Source organism: Cyanobacterium stanieri LEGE 03274, from assembly GCF_015207825.1.
Classification (GTDB): domain Bacteria; phylum Cyanobacteriota; class Cyanobacteriia; order Cyanobacteriales; family Cyanobacteriaceae; genus Cyanobacterium; species Cyanobacterium stanieri_B.
The window spans coordinates 1-15,021 of the sequence record NZ_JADEWC010000028.1 but is presented as its reverse complement, the minus strand read 5'-3'; the positions used below and the strand labels follow the sequence as shown (position 1 = coordinate 15,021).

Genomic DNA, 15,021 nt, shown 5'->3' with positions numbered 1-15,021 from the left:
CAAGGAAAATAATGAACCAGTGCGAAGAAATTCAGCCAAAATTGGTAAAAGTGTTTGATAATATGAGCAAAAGTCAGTAAATTTAATAATTGGGTTATTCTGACTGTAACATTTTTCATTTAAATAAAAATCAGGGAGAATTATTATTATGGAATCTCAATTTAAGGATACAGAATCAAAAACTTCAGAAACCATGGACAAAGTAGATAACGAAATGGGCGGTATTATTAGCGCAAGTCAACCCGCCTCAGGGGGAGAGCAACCTTGGCAAGAATGGGTTGATGTGGCGGTGGACTTTTTGTCTGGAGTGCCAGAGCAATTGGGTAACTTTTTTGGAGAATATAAACAACCCCTTACTACCCTTGGGTTAATTGTCACGGCGGCGGTTACGGTTTATATTACTCTTTCGGTATTAGATGCCATTGGTAATATTCCCCTATTATCCTCCATTCTCGAATTGGTAGGATTGGGTTACAGTGCATGGTTTACCACCCGCTATTTACTTAAGGCTTCTACCCGTGAAGAATTATTTGCGGAGTTTAATGGTTTGAAAAAACAAATCTTGGGTGGCAAATAGATTTCGAGATAGGGTTAGAGCGATTATAATAATTAAATGTTAATTATAGTTTGCCTAACCCTTTTTTGATGGCAAATTTTGGGTTAATAACACCAAAATCCAAGACCGATTATGGTTTACTTCCAAATTCACTCCGATAGTGATATTTCCCCCTCACAACAATTATTTGATCAGATTCAATTTGCGATCGCCTCCAGGCAATATCCTCCGGGGCATAAACTCCCTAGCACCCGTCAACTAGCCCAAATTACAGGATTACACCGCAACACCATCAGTAAAGTTTATCAAAAACTAGAAAAAGTCGGTTTAGTAGAATCCCTCACAGGCTCAGGAATTTACGTCAAAGCCCAAGGAAATGAAGGAATTCCCCCCCTAAAACATTTAACCGCCCCCCAAAACTCAGAAATTGAACAAATTATCAGTCAAAATATAGATCAATTATTACTTTCAGGCTCAAACCTCGAACAAATCAAAGAATTATTTTTAGCAGAAATCGACTGGAGACTTAGTTGTAACGCCCTTGTATTCGTGACAGTGCCATCCACAGACATGGGAGCGGGAAAATTAATCGTATTAGAATTAGAAAAAGCCCTGATGATGCCCATTCAACTAATTCCCCTCGAAGAATTACACAAAATAATTAAGCAACAAAACTCAGCCACCATCGTTACTAGCCGTTATTTTGTGACTCAAGTATTAGAAATCATAACCTTGCCATCTATCCGAGTCATTCCCGTAGATATATCTGACTATGCCAAAGAATTACAAATAATCAAACAATTACCCGCCGATTCTTGTTTAGGAATTGTCAGTTTAAGTAGCGGTATTTTAAGGGTAGCAGAAATGATGGTACAAAGTTTACGGGGCAACGAAGTTATGACAATCATAGCCCAACCCAATGATTATCGTCGGCTTCAAAATTTAGTTAGTCGGGCGCATACTATTATTTGCGACAATCATAGTTATTCTCGGGTAAAAAAAATGATTTTAGCCACCCAAGAAGATTTAATACGCCCACCCAAATTAATTTGTAGTGATAATTATATTGGTGATAAATCGATTCAATTATTAAAACAAGAATTAGGATTAGGATAATGGGTTATTACCATCGACTAGCGATGGGCATTTTCCAACCCGTGCCAAAAGCCCTATCAGTTATTTTTAAGACAGGGGGGGCTTGTTTCCTTTTAAACTCTGCTCTCACGACTAATTTTAAGACTTTTTTAACGGTGTCGTAGTCGTAACCTGAGTTAATAATATCTTTCTCCGACTGATGAAAATTAAGATAACGTTCGAGAATCTCATCAAGAATGGGATATGGAGGTAAAGAATCTTCGTCTTTTTGTTCTGGTTTTAATTCTGCGCTCGGGGGTTTAATGATAATATTATTGGGGATAATCTCTTGCTCATGGTTTAACCAACGACAAAGGCCGAAAACTTTGGTTTTTGGAATGTCAGCAATGACGGCTAATCCTCCATTCATGTCGCCGTATAGGGTGCAATATCCTACAGCCATTTCTGATTTGTTGCCCGTTGAAAGGAGAAGATAGCCATATTTATTGGCTAATGCCATAAGAATCGTGCCTCGGATACGAGATTGTAAGTTTTCTTGGGCAATGCCAAAGGTGTTATCGTTAAATACAGGTTGAAGGGAGGTGTTAAAGTTATCCATCATCGGTTTGATGGGTATTTTTTCGGTTTTGATTTCTAGGTTTTTGGCTAGATGTTGTGCATCGATGATAGAATACTCTGAGCTATAGGGAGAAGGCATTAACACTCCTAAGACGTTTTCTTTGCCGAGGGCATCCACGGCTATTTTGGCAACTAGGGCGGAATCGATACCACCGCTTAAACCTAATACTGCTTTATTAAAGCCACATTTATGGGCGTAGTCTTTGACTCCAAGGATAAGGGCTTGATAGATTTCTTCTTCTTCTGTGGCAATGGTGGCGATGTTGCCTGGTAATATATCTTTGGTTTGTGATGAGTATTCTAGGTAGATTAAGTCTGTTTGGTAGCCTTTTCCTCTTACTACTATTTGGGATTGTTTATTGACGGCAAAACTATTTCCATCAAAAATAAGGTCATCATTTCCCCCTACTTGATTTGCATAAATAATGGGTATTTTATGTCTATTAACTAAGTATTTTAACATGGTTTCTCTTAGTTGTTGTTTCCTAAGTACGTAGGGTGATGCTGAAAGGTTTAAGATTAATTCTACTCCTTTTTCTTGAATGGATTTTATGGGGTTTATTTTATAATTTTTTTTCCCCCAAAATAGTTCGTCATTCCACAAGTCTTCGCAGATAGTTACTCCTATTTTGATGTTATTTATTTCAAAGTAATTGCTATTTTTACCGATGGCGAAATAACGTTTTTCTTCAAAGACATCATAATTGGGAAGCAGTTGTTTATGGAAGATTTGTTTTATTTCTCCTTTTTGGATTAGGGCGATACTGTTGTAAAGGGGTTTTTCTCCTTTTTCCATGGCTTGGGGGTTTTCTGTGGCTAAACCAATGAGAAGACTAATATTTTTTGGTACTTTAAGGGCGATCGCCTTTAATTCTTCTGCCATCATGGTAATGAAATCATGGCGAAATAGTAAATCTTTGGGGGGATAACCACATAGGGATAATTCTGGGGTTAATAATAATTCGACGTTGTCTTGGGAGGCTTGATGGGCAACTTCAATAATTTTTTGGGCATTATTTTTAATATCCCCAATAATGGGGTTTAACTGGGCGATCGCAATTTTCATGGTTGATATAATTTAAAGGGATGAAGAAAAAAATGAAAATCTTAATATTAATGGGGGCATTGCTGAATTTAAATTTAACAGGAAAGTAGGCAATGAAAGAAGGCCGATAGAAATTATAGATTAGTTACCATAATGATAATAATTTTTCCCACAAAAGTTGCGTCTAAGATATTAATTTAAAGGCAAGGTATTCTTCAAAAATATCGACATAGAAACTAATATCGAATTCGGGAAATTCATTATAAATAGATTTTATCTTGCCAGTTGCCCCGCCGTGTAATTGATTACATGGCTAACAGTATTTGGTTCAATAAATTAAACTATTATCAACCTTACTCCCCATGGCCTTATCTCCTTATTATTCATTTATATAGTTAATAAATTTTTTATATTTTGAGGTAAATTAACTAAATCTTCTGGTCTATCAATGTCAGCTAAAATAGGTAGATTAAACACAGATAAATTATGTTTTTCACCAATACTTATAGTCTGTTTATAAACAGCATTTGTTCCCCATTTAATATTATTAAATATTCCTTTTTGGGGAGTTTTTAAACCTATTAAGTAATAGCCACCATCTTCGGCTTTTCCTAATACTAAATCATGATTGTTTAGGGCTAAAAATGCTTGTTTTAAAATATCAATGGTTAATGATTGACAATCAATGCCAATGACGACGACGGGCATTTTTGTTGTTTTAAAGCTAGATTCTATGGCGGAAAACATTTTTTCTCCTAAGTCTTTTCCCTGTTGAGGTATAAACTGCCATTGTTTACCTAGCCATTGTTCCATTAAGGTTTGATTACCCCCTGTATAATATATTTTAATTGTGATTTCTTCCTCTAGTTTTTCTACTATTTTTAATATATTTTCGGTCATCAATTTTTGAATTTGAGTGGCTTTTGAAGCACCTACAGCGGGAATTAAACGAGTTTTTGTTTTACCTTTTTCGGGATAGCGAGTAAAAATTGCTAAGGTTTTTTTAGACATTTGTTATACTTTCTGCCATCCTAGTTTTTGTGTAGTTTGAACAATAAAGTTATTTAAAAATTCTGATTTTTGGTTGTCTTTAAATATTTTTTCAATGCTTTTTTTAATAAAGTCAATGTTTAGTGTAGAATGATTTTTTGCGGTACTAATATCTTGTTTTTCTAAATATTCGATGAGACTTAAACTGCAAATTCTAGTTAAATAAGCGGCACTGATACCTTGCATTACTCCCCCTGCAATATAAGTAATAGTATTGGTTTTCAAGATAGATGCGATCGCCCTTGAGGACAATTCCACAATACCTAATTTCATAATTAATTTAGCTAATTCAAGGGATATTTGTTTAGCCTGATTAACGGTTATTTTTTGTTGATAAATATTACCTAAATCGATAATCATTTGAGTGTTAATAGCACCGACGGCCAAAAGATCTAAACTCGCTACGGGATTGGCGAAGGTGGCGGATGCGGCAATCCATTGATATTTTTCAACGATGGGTAAGGCTTTTTGTTTTCGGATAATATTAATTTGTTGATGAATATCTTTTTTGAGTTTTAATAATTGTCTATAATTGGTAGCTAAAAATAAATCAGATAAATTTTCGGTAAGGGTTTGAGAAAGATAATTAAGAAGATTTTCACATTGAGGATTAATATTTTCTTGCCATTCTTGATAGTTTTCTTTATCTTGATATTTTTTTACTTTTATTACTTCATTTTTAGTAGAAATAATTATTAATTCTTCGAGGTTAATAATGCCTTTAATTCTATTCTTTAATTGTGCTTTAATGATTTCTTGTTCTTCTGGTAAATTATAATCAGACTGATTAAATACTAAGATAGTTTTTTGTTGATTACTAATTAATTTTTGAATAATATCTTTTTCCGACTCTGTCAAATCTCCCTGTACCATAAGTAACACTAAATCATAATCAACAAGTAGTGTTTCAAAGGTATGATAATCTAGGGAAGAAGCGGTAAAATTAGTAAATTGACAAGTATTTTTGGGGATCTTTTGTTCTAGGATATTTTTTAAATATTGACTATTTAATTTATGGTTACTAACCATGGCAACGTGGGCTATGGTGCGATCGCCCTTAACAATAGTTTGAAGACGTTGAGTAAAAATAGTATCTGAAGAAGCGGACTCCTGAGCAAAAATGGTAATCAACCGCTTAACTTGCTCAAGGGCTTGATCAAAAATCTCTGGGGTAATAGGCTCAAAAACCGTAACAGAATCATCCTTGTTAGCACGAGGATTAAACAACCAAAAAAAACCACTTACCAAAATTAAACCCCAAAAACCATACTCCCCCAGATGGGGAAAAGACATAGATAGCCGTTGCCCGATAAAAATCAGGAAAGAAAGCCCCACACCAGAAATTAAAATTGGTTTCTTAATAGAAATATTCATAACAACAAAAGAAATAAAACAAAGGCAAAACTATCATAAAATGTTTCTTGCCCCTTCTCACCACCCATTAAAAACTGGTTTGCTCCAAAGTTGGTTCTGGGGGAAACTCATTTTCAGGCACAGGGGTAATTTCTGAACCAGAATCATTATTACGGGGAGTAACATTATTGGGATTTGTATTATTATTGCGAGGAGGAGCGGGGGGAGGTGCTAAACGAGAGCGCCACTGTTGAATATCTCGACGAGAAGCATTATAAGCCGAAGTACCGGACGGAATCATCTCCGCAATATTAATGGCCTCCTGTAGAGAATTGGTGCGTCTAGCAATGGCTAAAAGCTTTTCTGACCAGGTGTTAACAGCATTTCTACCCTGAGCAGAAACATCCGTAGAAGAAGGAATACGACGGGCAATGGTAATGGCACGGGAAAGGGATTGAGCATCTCTGTTTTGGGCAATTTGACTCGCCTGTTCAAAGTTTTGTCGGGCTGTAATTTCCCTACGCCATGATCTAATTCTAGTTTGTGCCTCCCCATGTAAAGAACGATTACTAGCAATGCTACTAGCCACATTAATCGCCTCTTGGTATCTACCCTGACTACCGAGGTTTATGGCCCTGTCGAGGGTGGGTTGATCTTCTACCCGTTGAATGTTACCTCTCCATTGGGCAATGAGGTTTCTGGCTTCGTTATGTAAGGCTCGGTTAGGTTCAATCATTTGGGCTTGGGTGATAGCTTCTTGCCAACCGCTGACGGTATTACGGGCGGCCAATTCCCTTGCTCGATTGAGGTAGGGTTGATCTTCTTTGATTTGAATTTCCCTTCTCCATTTTCTGATTTCTTGTTGGGCTTCGGAGTGTAAAGGATTTTCGTCGCTGATAAATTCGGCTCGGGCGATCGCCTGTTGTAAACTATCAATATTACCCGGTCTTGCCAAGTCTTTTGCTTCGGTAAGATAAATTAGGTCTTCTTTTTGTAAAGTCCAGCGATTTTTTAGCTCCCTACTTTCAGAGTAAACCCCGCTATCAGGGGAAATTTTATCTAATTGGGAAAGGGCTAAATTCAAACCCGATACAGTGTTTAAATTGGCGTTTCTTCCTGCACTAGCTAAACTTGACCAATCATTGGCCTTATCTCTTAGGGGGCTATTGTTAGGAATTTGACGGGCAATGGCGCTAACTTCGCTCCAGTTATTATCATCTATTAAATCTGTGACAATATCCATGATTTGGTTTTCGGCATCCATGGCTAATTCCCTTGCTCGATCATAGGAAAAGCTAGATTGGGGAATTTTTGAAGCAATCTCGATGGTTTTAATTAAATTATCAATGCCTCCTCGGTTAATGGAGGCAAAGGCCTCGTCTAGTTCGCCACTTTCTTCTTGGGCAAGGGTAATGGTTTGTACCATTTCATCGTATCGGGTACTACTCCAATAGTTATTATCTAAGTCGAGAAGTTTAACGGTTTCCAAAAATGCTTGATTCCATTGTCCACGGCGCAACTTTTCTTCTATATCAGCCACAATACTTTCTCCCTCTTCCCAAACCTCTTGCCATGTAGCGATGGTTTGAGTAATTAATTCTTGGTTAGCTTCACGGGTGGGAATTTTTTCGGCAATGGCGATCGCCTCCTCTAACTTACCTTGTTCGTATTTGTCTTGGGCAATGGCTAAGATGCGATCGGACCATGTGGTAATATATCGATCAACTTCACTAATCAGGGGATGATCTTCTGGTAAATCTGCCACTAAATCAATAGCTCCCAAAAAACCTTCTACGGTATTATCTTCAGCCCTCAGCTGGGCGCAGTATAAGCGGTTGGTAGCAGAACTAAATAACAAAGACAACCTATTGCAACTATTATTTGTTGGTAACCTTAATAACATGGAGGTGGCCGCAAATCCTACTCCTCCAAAAAAAAGTACCAAGAAAACACATATTATTTGCCAAGAGAACAAATTGTTTTTGTTATCAGTTTTTGTCGTCATAGTTTGACTGGATTTATAATTAGAATGTTTGATTAAACTTACCCCGTGGGGGTTGATTTTAAGGTTAGTTAATAACTAAAATGTAATAATGATAATTGTCTTTAAAAGTGCTGAAAATTTAATATATTTTGAAATGATACTTTTATTAAGACATTTTAACATGAGAATTAAAACAAGTCGTTAGGGTTTAATGAAAAATGATCCACAGAAAATAAATCATCACTCCCCTTGCAATAAATTACAAGGCTAACGGTTTATCGTTCAATAAATTGAACTAGGGTATATTTTTATGGCATTGCTGATTTTGAGTATGAAGCATTATTGAATTACAGTAAATGTATAGTATAAAAACTATTATTACTATTGCCCATTACCCATTCCCTATTGCCAAACTCAACTAAAAATCATATCTTAATTTACCAACGCCATTTTTATTTACGGGTTTAGTGTAAGCTATCACCCCCTATCTCCCATACTCCCCATCCCTCTTAATATCCTAACCTAAGCACTTTTCGGCCGCCCCTACTTACCAATACAAAAACGGCTAAAAATTCGATCTAAAACCGACTCTGTCACCTCCTCCCCTGTAATTTCTCCTAAGGCTTGAATGGCACTACGTAAATCAATAGTCCAAAAATCGAGGGGTAGTTGATTATCGATGGTTTCTTGTACTTGATTTAAGGCTACTTTGGCACGGGTAAGGGCTGCGGCTTGTCTTTGGTTGATGGCGATGTCTAAATCTTGGGCTTGGGTGATGCCTGTTTCTACGGTGTTGATGATGGCGTTTTCTAAGTCGGTAATACCTTGTTGGATGGTGGCGGCGGTTTTGACTATCTGGCTTATTTCTGGGGGGTAGGTTAAGTTTTCCTTAGCAATATCAATTTTATTGATGATAAGGATGATATTAAGGTGTTTGATTTGTTGATAGATTTCCTCGTCTTCTGACATCCATCCTGTTTCCCCAGAGATGGTAAACAAGACTAAATCTGCTTGGTTAACGGCTTTGAGCGATCGCATCACACCAATTTTTTCGACGGTATCTTCTGTTTCCCTAATACCTGCGGTGTCTAATACTTGGATGGGGATACCATTTACCACCAGTTGAGATTCTACCACATCCCTAGTGGTTCCTGGTAGATCTGTAACTATGGCGCGATCGCTCTTACTCCAAGCATTCAATAAACTAGATTTTCCCACATTGGGGCGCCCGACAATGGCAACTTTTAAACCACTGCGCAACAATTCTCCTTGTTCTTTTGTGGCTAAAATATGTTTTATCTTAGTTAAATTTTGCTCAACATCTTTAATAATTTGTGTCTCATCGAGGGGGGGTAAATCATCCTCAAAATCAATTCTTGCTTCCACCTCCGCCAAAATATCCAAAAGATTGTGACGCATATCCCTAATCGGTTGGGCGAGTTTTCCTTGTAATCCAGCCAAGGCAACTTGAGAAGCATAGGCAGATTTTGCCCCTATCATCTCGGCAATACTTTCAGCTTGGGTTAAGTCAATTCTGCCATTGAGAAACGCCCGTAAACTAAATTCCCCCCCATTGGCTAACCTCGCGCCATATTCTAAACATAATTCTAATACCTGTTGCACGGGAATAATACCCCCATGACAATGAAACTCTATCACGTCTTCCCTTGTAAACGAGCGGGGAGATTGCATATAAATCAACAATGCTTCGTCAACGACTTTATCGGTAATAGGGTTTTTTACATAACCATAAATGACTTGATGGGATTGCCATTTTGGTTTTCCTAGGGGTTTAAATATTTTCTGGGCAATTTTTAGGGCATCAACACCGCTCAATCTTACTATACCAATACTACCCTGATTTGGTACTACTGCCGAGGCGATCGCAACTATGGTATCTTGTTGAACTATATCTTTCACAAACACAAAGGGGGAAATTTTTTACAAATTGACAATTGACAATTGATAATGGACAATTAACAAACTATTACCTGCAACCTGTCACCAGTAACCTGTACGGACGCAGCATGCTACGTCCCCTACCAGACTGACAATCATTATCTCGAATTGAGGTTGTTTTAATATATTCGTTGATTAATTTGATTAGTTTACTCTCCTGAGCGGATTTCGCAACAACTCTTTTTTTTGTTCCACAACACAACGGACAATATACAACCAAAATTAATTGATCTGGTTTTTTCTAATCTCTATTCTTATTAATCCAAAAAGTTAATAGGACATATTTTCCTGAACTTTTTGCACGTTTATCAAAAATAAAGATTAATTCAAGATACCTAAATAATAAGTTACCAGAAACCAATTAGCTTCAATTGTCCATTGTCCATTGTTAATTGTCAATTATTCATTTAGCCTTGCTCATTACGTTTAGCAAGGAAGTTTTGTAATTGACTGATAGCCACTGCACCAATATTAAAAACAGCCCAACCTGCGGCAATCCCTAGAGGTAACAATACAACAACAATTCTCCAGTCCATTTTTACTTCTCCAGTTTTTTGTTATAAATGTATTAAATTGATACTATCGCCAAATAAAAGGACGATTTTTTAAATTATTCACCCTTCATATTCTCATAATAATTTGTTTTTGTCCATGGTGTGAAGGAAAACCCCAATTCTATCTACTGCCTCTTGCAAAACCTCCACAGGTTGCACTAGGGCAAACCTCACATAGCCTTCGCCCTGCTTCCCAAAACCTGCCCCCGGGGAAAGGGCGACTCCTGTGGCTTGAACTAAATCGACACAAAACTTAATGGAATCGTTGTATTTAGGGGGTAATTTTGCCCATAGATAAAGGGTGGCGGAGGGGGTATCGACTTCCCAGCCAATATTTCTTAGGGAGTTAACTAAAAAGTCTCGTCTTTGACGATAAATGTTGACGGTTTCTTGGACGCATTCTTGGGAGGAGGTGAGGGCAACCATAGCACCTTCTAAAATGCCTTTATATTGATTAAAGTCGATGACTGATTTTACTTGTTTAAGGGCGGTAATTAATAGACTATTACCAATGGCAAAACCAATTCTAAATCCACCCATATTATAAGATTTTGAAAAGGTAAAAAATTCGATAGAAACTTTTTTTTCTGGATCTGTTTGTAATATTGAGGGGGGTTTTTTATTGTCAAAATAAATATCTAAATAGGGAAAGTCATGAACTAAAACAAGCTCATTTTGCTCACAAAAATTAACTGCTTTTTCAAAAAAACTTTTAGGGGCGATCGCACTGGTGGGGTTGTGGGGATAACTCAAAATCATCATTTTTGAGCGAGATAAAATGTCATGGGGAATCTGCTCAAATTGGGGTAAAAAATCATTTTCGGCTAACAAAGCCATGGGGTAAATATGCCCCCCTGCCAGATATACACCCCCCGCATGGGAAGGATAACCCGGATCTAATACTAGGGCGTAATCCCCTTCATTTAGGACAGTTAGGGGTAAATGGGCAGTGCCTTCCTGAGAGCCAATGAGGGGCAATACTTCGGTATCAGGATCAACTTTTACCCCAAATCTTTGCCCATACCAATCTGCTATTACCTGTCTAAATTCTGATGTGCCTCGGTGTAATAAATAACCATGGTTTGCGGAATTATCCAAAGAAGAGGCGATCGCCCTTAAAATATGTTTAGGGGTAGGTAAATCAGCTGAACCTAAAGACAAATCAATTAAATTTTTACCATTTTTTACTGCCTCAGATTTTGCCTGATCCATATCAGCAAAAACATTACTTTTTAATGGTTTAATTCTCTTAGATAATTCCATTATTTTTTAATTATTTTATTATGCTATATTAATTTTTAAACTAGCTTTAAACACAGAGCAGTTAATTAATATTCAAATTTATGATTAACAATTATCTCTCTTTTTCTAAGGGAAAATTATGAAAATCAAGAGGGTAGAATTAAGAAATAATAAAAGATTTTGAGATGATTAATTGACAATCAAAAACTATTCCCCATTTTCCACCCTCACAAAAAAATTAAACAGCTGATTCAACAAACTGTTGTAATCCCTGTTTACCAATAGCCCCTTCATGGGAATTAATGATTTCGCCCTCCTTAAAAATTCTTAGGGCTGGTACACCTTCTACCTTACAGGTAGCCACACTATCAGGACTAGCATCAACTTCTAATTTTACCACCTTGAGGCGATCGCCATAGGTTTCCGCCACCCAACTAACCGAAGGAGAAACCAAACGACAAGGGCCACACCAAGGCGCCCAAAAATATGCTAACACCGTTTCACCAGACTTAACCACTTCGTCATTAAACTGAGAATCTTGGATTTCGATTACTTTACTCATAACAAAAAAATAATAAATTGAAAAACTAAATATCCCATCATCAAAAGACTAGGGATTATGTGTAAAACTATTGTTTAGGCTGTAGCCCCATAAAATACTATTATAGGGCTATAAGATCATCGGCAAAACTCAATTTAGCCCTTAAACAACTTCATTGGACAGAAAATAGGTTTAATACTAAATCTATAAAAAAAGTATAATGCTTATAACCTGTACGGAAGTAGCATGTATTGAAGGCTACCATGCCTAATTGAAGTTAAATATCAGCGCAACCATATCAAATTTTATAGATCAATTACCGTAATCCAATCTTGATAATTAGAATCACGATTTTCAGTAATAGCAGTGAGAGAGTCTTTAATTTGTTTAGTAATAGGTTTATCTTGGGGTAAATGATAATTTTCTACCCTCTTAACAGGAGTAACCTTAGCAGCAGTGCCACATAAAAATAACTCATCAGCAATAAACAATTCTGTCTTATCTATTTCCCTTTGTTGAACCTCAAAACCTAAATTTTGTGCAATGGTAATTACACTATCCCTAGTGATACCCTCAAGAATATCTTGATCAAAACTAGGGGTAATTAACTTACCATCTCTTACCATAAAAATATTCATTCCCGTCGCTTCACATACCTTACCTTGGGAATTCATTAAAATAGCTTCATCAAAACCAGCATCCACCGCCTCAGTCTTCGCTAGGGCAGAGGTAATATATGCTCCACTGATTTTACCTCTGAGGGGTAAACTACGGTCTTCTTGGCGATACCAAGAGCTAATACGGCAACTAATTCCATCGGGGGATAAATAATCACCCATCTCTAAACCATAGACAAAAAAGTTTTTCTCGATGTTGTGTAATCGGGGGGCGACTCCTAAATCGGAAGTATAAACAAAAGGACGAATATAAAATGGTTTTGTGGGAGCGTTTTTACGAACAAAGTCGGTGATTACATCATAAATTTTTGTGGCGGATAAATCATAATGCAAATATTTGGCACTATTACTTAATCTTTTGCAGTGACGATCTAAGCGAAATAATAACACCTGTTGGGGATTTTGAGGGTTAATAGTACCTCTTAGGCCGCCAAAAGCTCCTGTTCCATAGTGTAGGGCGTGGGTAGCAATGGAAATATTAGCTTGGGCAAAGGGAACAAAATTACCTTCAAAGTAGGCGATGGATAAAAAATCAGGCATAATTGGGATCAATAAATTTTAATCAGTCTTATAATTATATAGGTGTCTTAATCGTATCATTAAAATATTCAACATTATTTATTGTTAAGGTTTAGGGATGGTTATTGAGTGGTTAAAGTTTCGGGTTTGCCCTAGCCATCATGGTTTTTTTTTGGAGCAAGATAGGTTAATTTGGACTCGTAATTTAAAAAATTATCAAGGATTTGTGGATAAGCAGATTTGGATTAATCCAGATTGTGAGGATGAGATTATTTTTGTGATTACTTGGGCTTCTCGGGATTTGTGGAAGGCTATCCCCGTGGAGAGTCTGAAGTTTATCGAGAGTAAGTTTAAGGTAGCAATGGGGAATATTTCTTTTGAAATGATTGAGTCAAGGGAATTTTATCGGGTTTAATATGTCCTAATTTGCTCTTATCAAGGGTTTAAGACGTAGGGAGGTGATTAGTCCTAAAGTACCTGCGATCGCACCTATTAGCAACCAAAGAGCGAAAGAATAACCTTTAGTATCAGCGACAATTCCAGCGGATAAACCGATCAAACAATGTAATAAAGCTAATAAAAAAATGATATTTGGATCTGGATTTGTAATAAGATTTAACATTATAAAAAATTAAAATTAATTCTCAAAAAATAAAATTATCAAAGCAGGAAAAAGACCATAGGAAAACATTTTCTTGCCTTAATTAATTATAGTCAAACATGGTAGTTATTAATTAACCTTTATCAACTTGATAACCAAATTCAGCTAACCTTAATCTTGATTGTCTCCATTTAGGTTCAACTTTTACAAACAATTCTAAATATACTTTTCCACTTAATATTTTTTGCATTTGTTGACGGGAAGCAGAGCCAATCTCTTTTAACATACTACCTTTATCGCCAATTATGATACCTTTTTGGGACTTTCTTTCTACACTAATAGCCGCATATATCTTAGTTAATTTGGGGGTTTCTACCATTTTTTCAATGGTAACTGCAACGGAATGGGGAACTTCTTCCCTTGTTAATAGTAAAATTTGTTCCCGAATTAATTCCCCCATAATAAATCTTTCTGGTTGATCTGTTACTAAATCTGGAGGATAATAGTAAGGACCATGATCGAGATTATTAATTAATTTTTGTTGTAAATTTTCTAAGCCAAAACCGCTGGTAGCGGAGAATTTTACTTGTTGCCAATGGGGTTCACAAATTTCTTGATAACTAGCGTCAATATCTTCACTATTCCCCTTTTGTAAATCTGCTTTATTAAGACCGAGAATTACGGGGGTAGAACTATTATGCAATAATTCGGCTATGTAGCGATCGCCCCCTCCTGCTTTTTGCGCACAGTCAACCACAAACAAAACCACATCCACATTGTTAATCGCTGAAACTGCATTTTGAACTAAAACTCGTCCTAATTCATGGTGAGGCTTATGAATCCCGGGGGTATCCACAAAAATAATTTGTGCGTCATCGGTAGTTAAAATACCCCTTAAACGATTACGAGTAGTTTGGGCAACGGGGGAAGTTATGGCAACTTTTTGACCGATTAATTGATTCATCAGAGTTGATTTACCAACATTGGGTCGCCCTATAATAGCTATAAAACCAGACTTAAAATTTTCTGGAGCGATGGGAATAATGCTCGAAACAAAATCGTTAACATTGGACATAGAAAATATTACAAAATATCCTGAAAGTATTCGTGGTGTATCTCTTACTCAAAAGTAACACAGATCAAGACTAATAAAAATTGACAATTAATAACTAAGCTCTGATTTAGAAAATATATTATCACTCCCCATCACCCCTACTCCCCATCACC

General features: G+C 36.7%; 14 protein-coding genes. 3 read left to right on the top strand and 11 right to left on the bottom strand.

Annotation, left to right across the window (positions count from 1 at the left end):
- The first annotated feature begins 148 nt into the window (after nucleotides 1-148).
- Both IQ215_RS11465 and IQ215_RS11460 read left to right on the top strand, forming a co-directional pair.
- Nucleotides 149-577 carry a CAAD domain-containing protein gene (locus IQ215_RS11465; protein WP_193801497.1) on the top strand — a complete coding sequence of 143 codons (429 nt, stop codon included), beginning with the start codon at nucleotides 149-151 and terminating at the stop codon, nucleotides 575-577.
- 111 nt (nucleotides 578-688) lie between these two features.
- The gene (locus IQ215_RS11460) at nucleotides 689-1,672 is read left to right on the top strand and encodes a GntR family transcriptional regulator (RefSeq protein WP_193801495.1); all 984 of its coding nucleotides are present in this window, start codon (nucleotides 689-691) and stop codon (nucleotides 1,670-1,672) included.
- 7 nt (nucleotides 1,673-1,679) lie between these two features.
- Here the strand turns inward: IQ215_RS11460 and IQ215_RS11455 are convergent, their stop codons facing one another.
- From IQ215_RS11455 to IQ215_RS11415, 9 genes are all read right to left on the bottom strand, one after another.
- Nucleotides 1,680-3,335, bottom strand: coding sequence for an NAD+ synthase (locus IQ215_RS11455; protein ID WP_193801494.1), 1,656 nt, complete (start codon nucleotides 3,333-3,335; stop codon nucleotides 1,680-1,682).
- 366 nt (nucleotides 3,336-3,701) lie between these two features.
- The gene (locus tag IQ215_RS11450; RefSeq protein WP_193801492.1) at nucleotides 3,702-4,325 is read right to left on the bottom strand and encodes a TIGR04282 family arsenosugar biosynthesis glycosyltransferase; all 624 of its coding nucleotides are present in this window, start codon (nucleotides 4,323-4,325) and stop codon (nucleotides 3,702-3,704) included.
- 3 nt (nucleotides 4,326-4,328) lie between these two features.
- Nucleotides 4,329-5,738, bottom strand: coding sequence for a YcjF family protein (locus IQ215_RS11445; protein WP_193801490.1), 1,410 nt, complete (start codon nucleotides 5,736-5,738; stop codon nucleotides 4,329-4,331).
- A 67-nt stretch (nucleotides 5,739-5,805) separates the two neighbouring features.
- On the bottom strand, nucleotides 5,806-7,722 hold the full coding sequence (locus IQ215_RS11440) for a hypothetical protein (RefSeq protein ID WP_193801488.1): 1,917 nt from the start codon (nucleotides 7,720-7,722) through the stop codon (nucleotides 5,806-5,808).
- 522 nt (nucleotides 7,723-8,244) lie between these two features.
- Complete coding sequence (gene mnmE / locus IQ215_RS11435) at nucleotides 8,245-9,621, bottom strand: tRNA uridine-5-carboxymethylaminomethyl(34) synthesis GTPase MnmE (RefSeq protein WP_193801487.1); 1,377 nt, start codon at nucleotides 9,619-9,621, stop codon at nucleotides 8,245-8,247.
- A gap of 446 nt (nucleotides 9,622-10,067) precedes the next feature.
- On the bottom strand, nucleotides 10,068-10,196 hold the full coding sequence (locus IQ215_RS11430; RefSeq protein WP_193801485.1) for a photosystem II protein Y: 129 nt from the start codon (nucleotides 10,194-10,196) through the stop codon (nucleotides 10,068-10,070).
- Nucleotides 10,197-10,289: 93 nt separating this feature from the next.
- Nucleotides 10,290-11,477, bottom strand: a complete 1,188-nt coding sequence (locus IQ215_RS11425) for an LL-diaminopimelate aminotransferase (RefSeq protein ID WP_193801484.1) — start codon at nucleotides 11,475-11,477, stop codon at nucleotides 10,290-10,292.
- A gap of 217 nt (nucleotides 11,478-11,694) precedes the next feature.
- Nucleotides 11,695-12,018 (bottom strand): thioredoxin family protein, encoded by a 324-nt coding sequence (locus IQ215_RS11420; RefSeq protein WP_193801482.1) that lies wholly within the window; start codon nucleotides 12,016-12,018, stop codon nucleotides 11,695-11,697.
- 284 nt (nucleotides 12,019-12,302) lie between these two features.
- Entirely contained in the window at nucleotides 12,303-13,214 is a 912-nt protein-coding gene (locus tag IQ215_RS11415) for a branched-chain amino acid transaminase (protein ID WP_193801480.1), read from the bottom strand.
- 97 nt (nucleotides 13,215-13,311) lie between these two features.
- On the opposite strand from IQ215_RS11415, the gene IQ215_RS11410 reads away from it, so the two are divergent.
- Complete coding sequence (locus tag IQ215_RS11410) at nucleotides 13,312-13,608, top strand: TIGR03792 family protein (RefSeq protein WP_193801478.1); 297 nt, start codon at nucleotides 13,312-13,314, stop codon at nucleotides 13,606-13,608.
- Nucleotides 13,609-13,614: 6 nt separating this feature from the next.
- Here the strand turns inward: IQ215_RS11410 and IQ215_RS11405 are convergent, their stop codons facing one another.
- Complete coding sequence (locus IQ215_RS11405) at nucleotides 13,615-13,815, bottom strand: hypothetical protein (RefSeq protein WP_193801476.1); 201 nt, start codon at nucleotides 13,813-13,815, stop codon at nucleotides 13,615-13,617.
- A 112-nt stretch (nucleotides 13,816-13,927) separates the two neighbouring features.
- Nucleotides 13,928-14,869, bottom strand: coding sequence for a GTPase Era (gene era / locus IQ215_RS11400; protein WP_193801474.1), 942 nt, complete (start codon nucleotides 14,867-14,869; stop codon nucleotides 13,928-13,930).
- Nucleotides 14,870-15,021 lie beyond the last annotated feature (152 nt).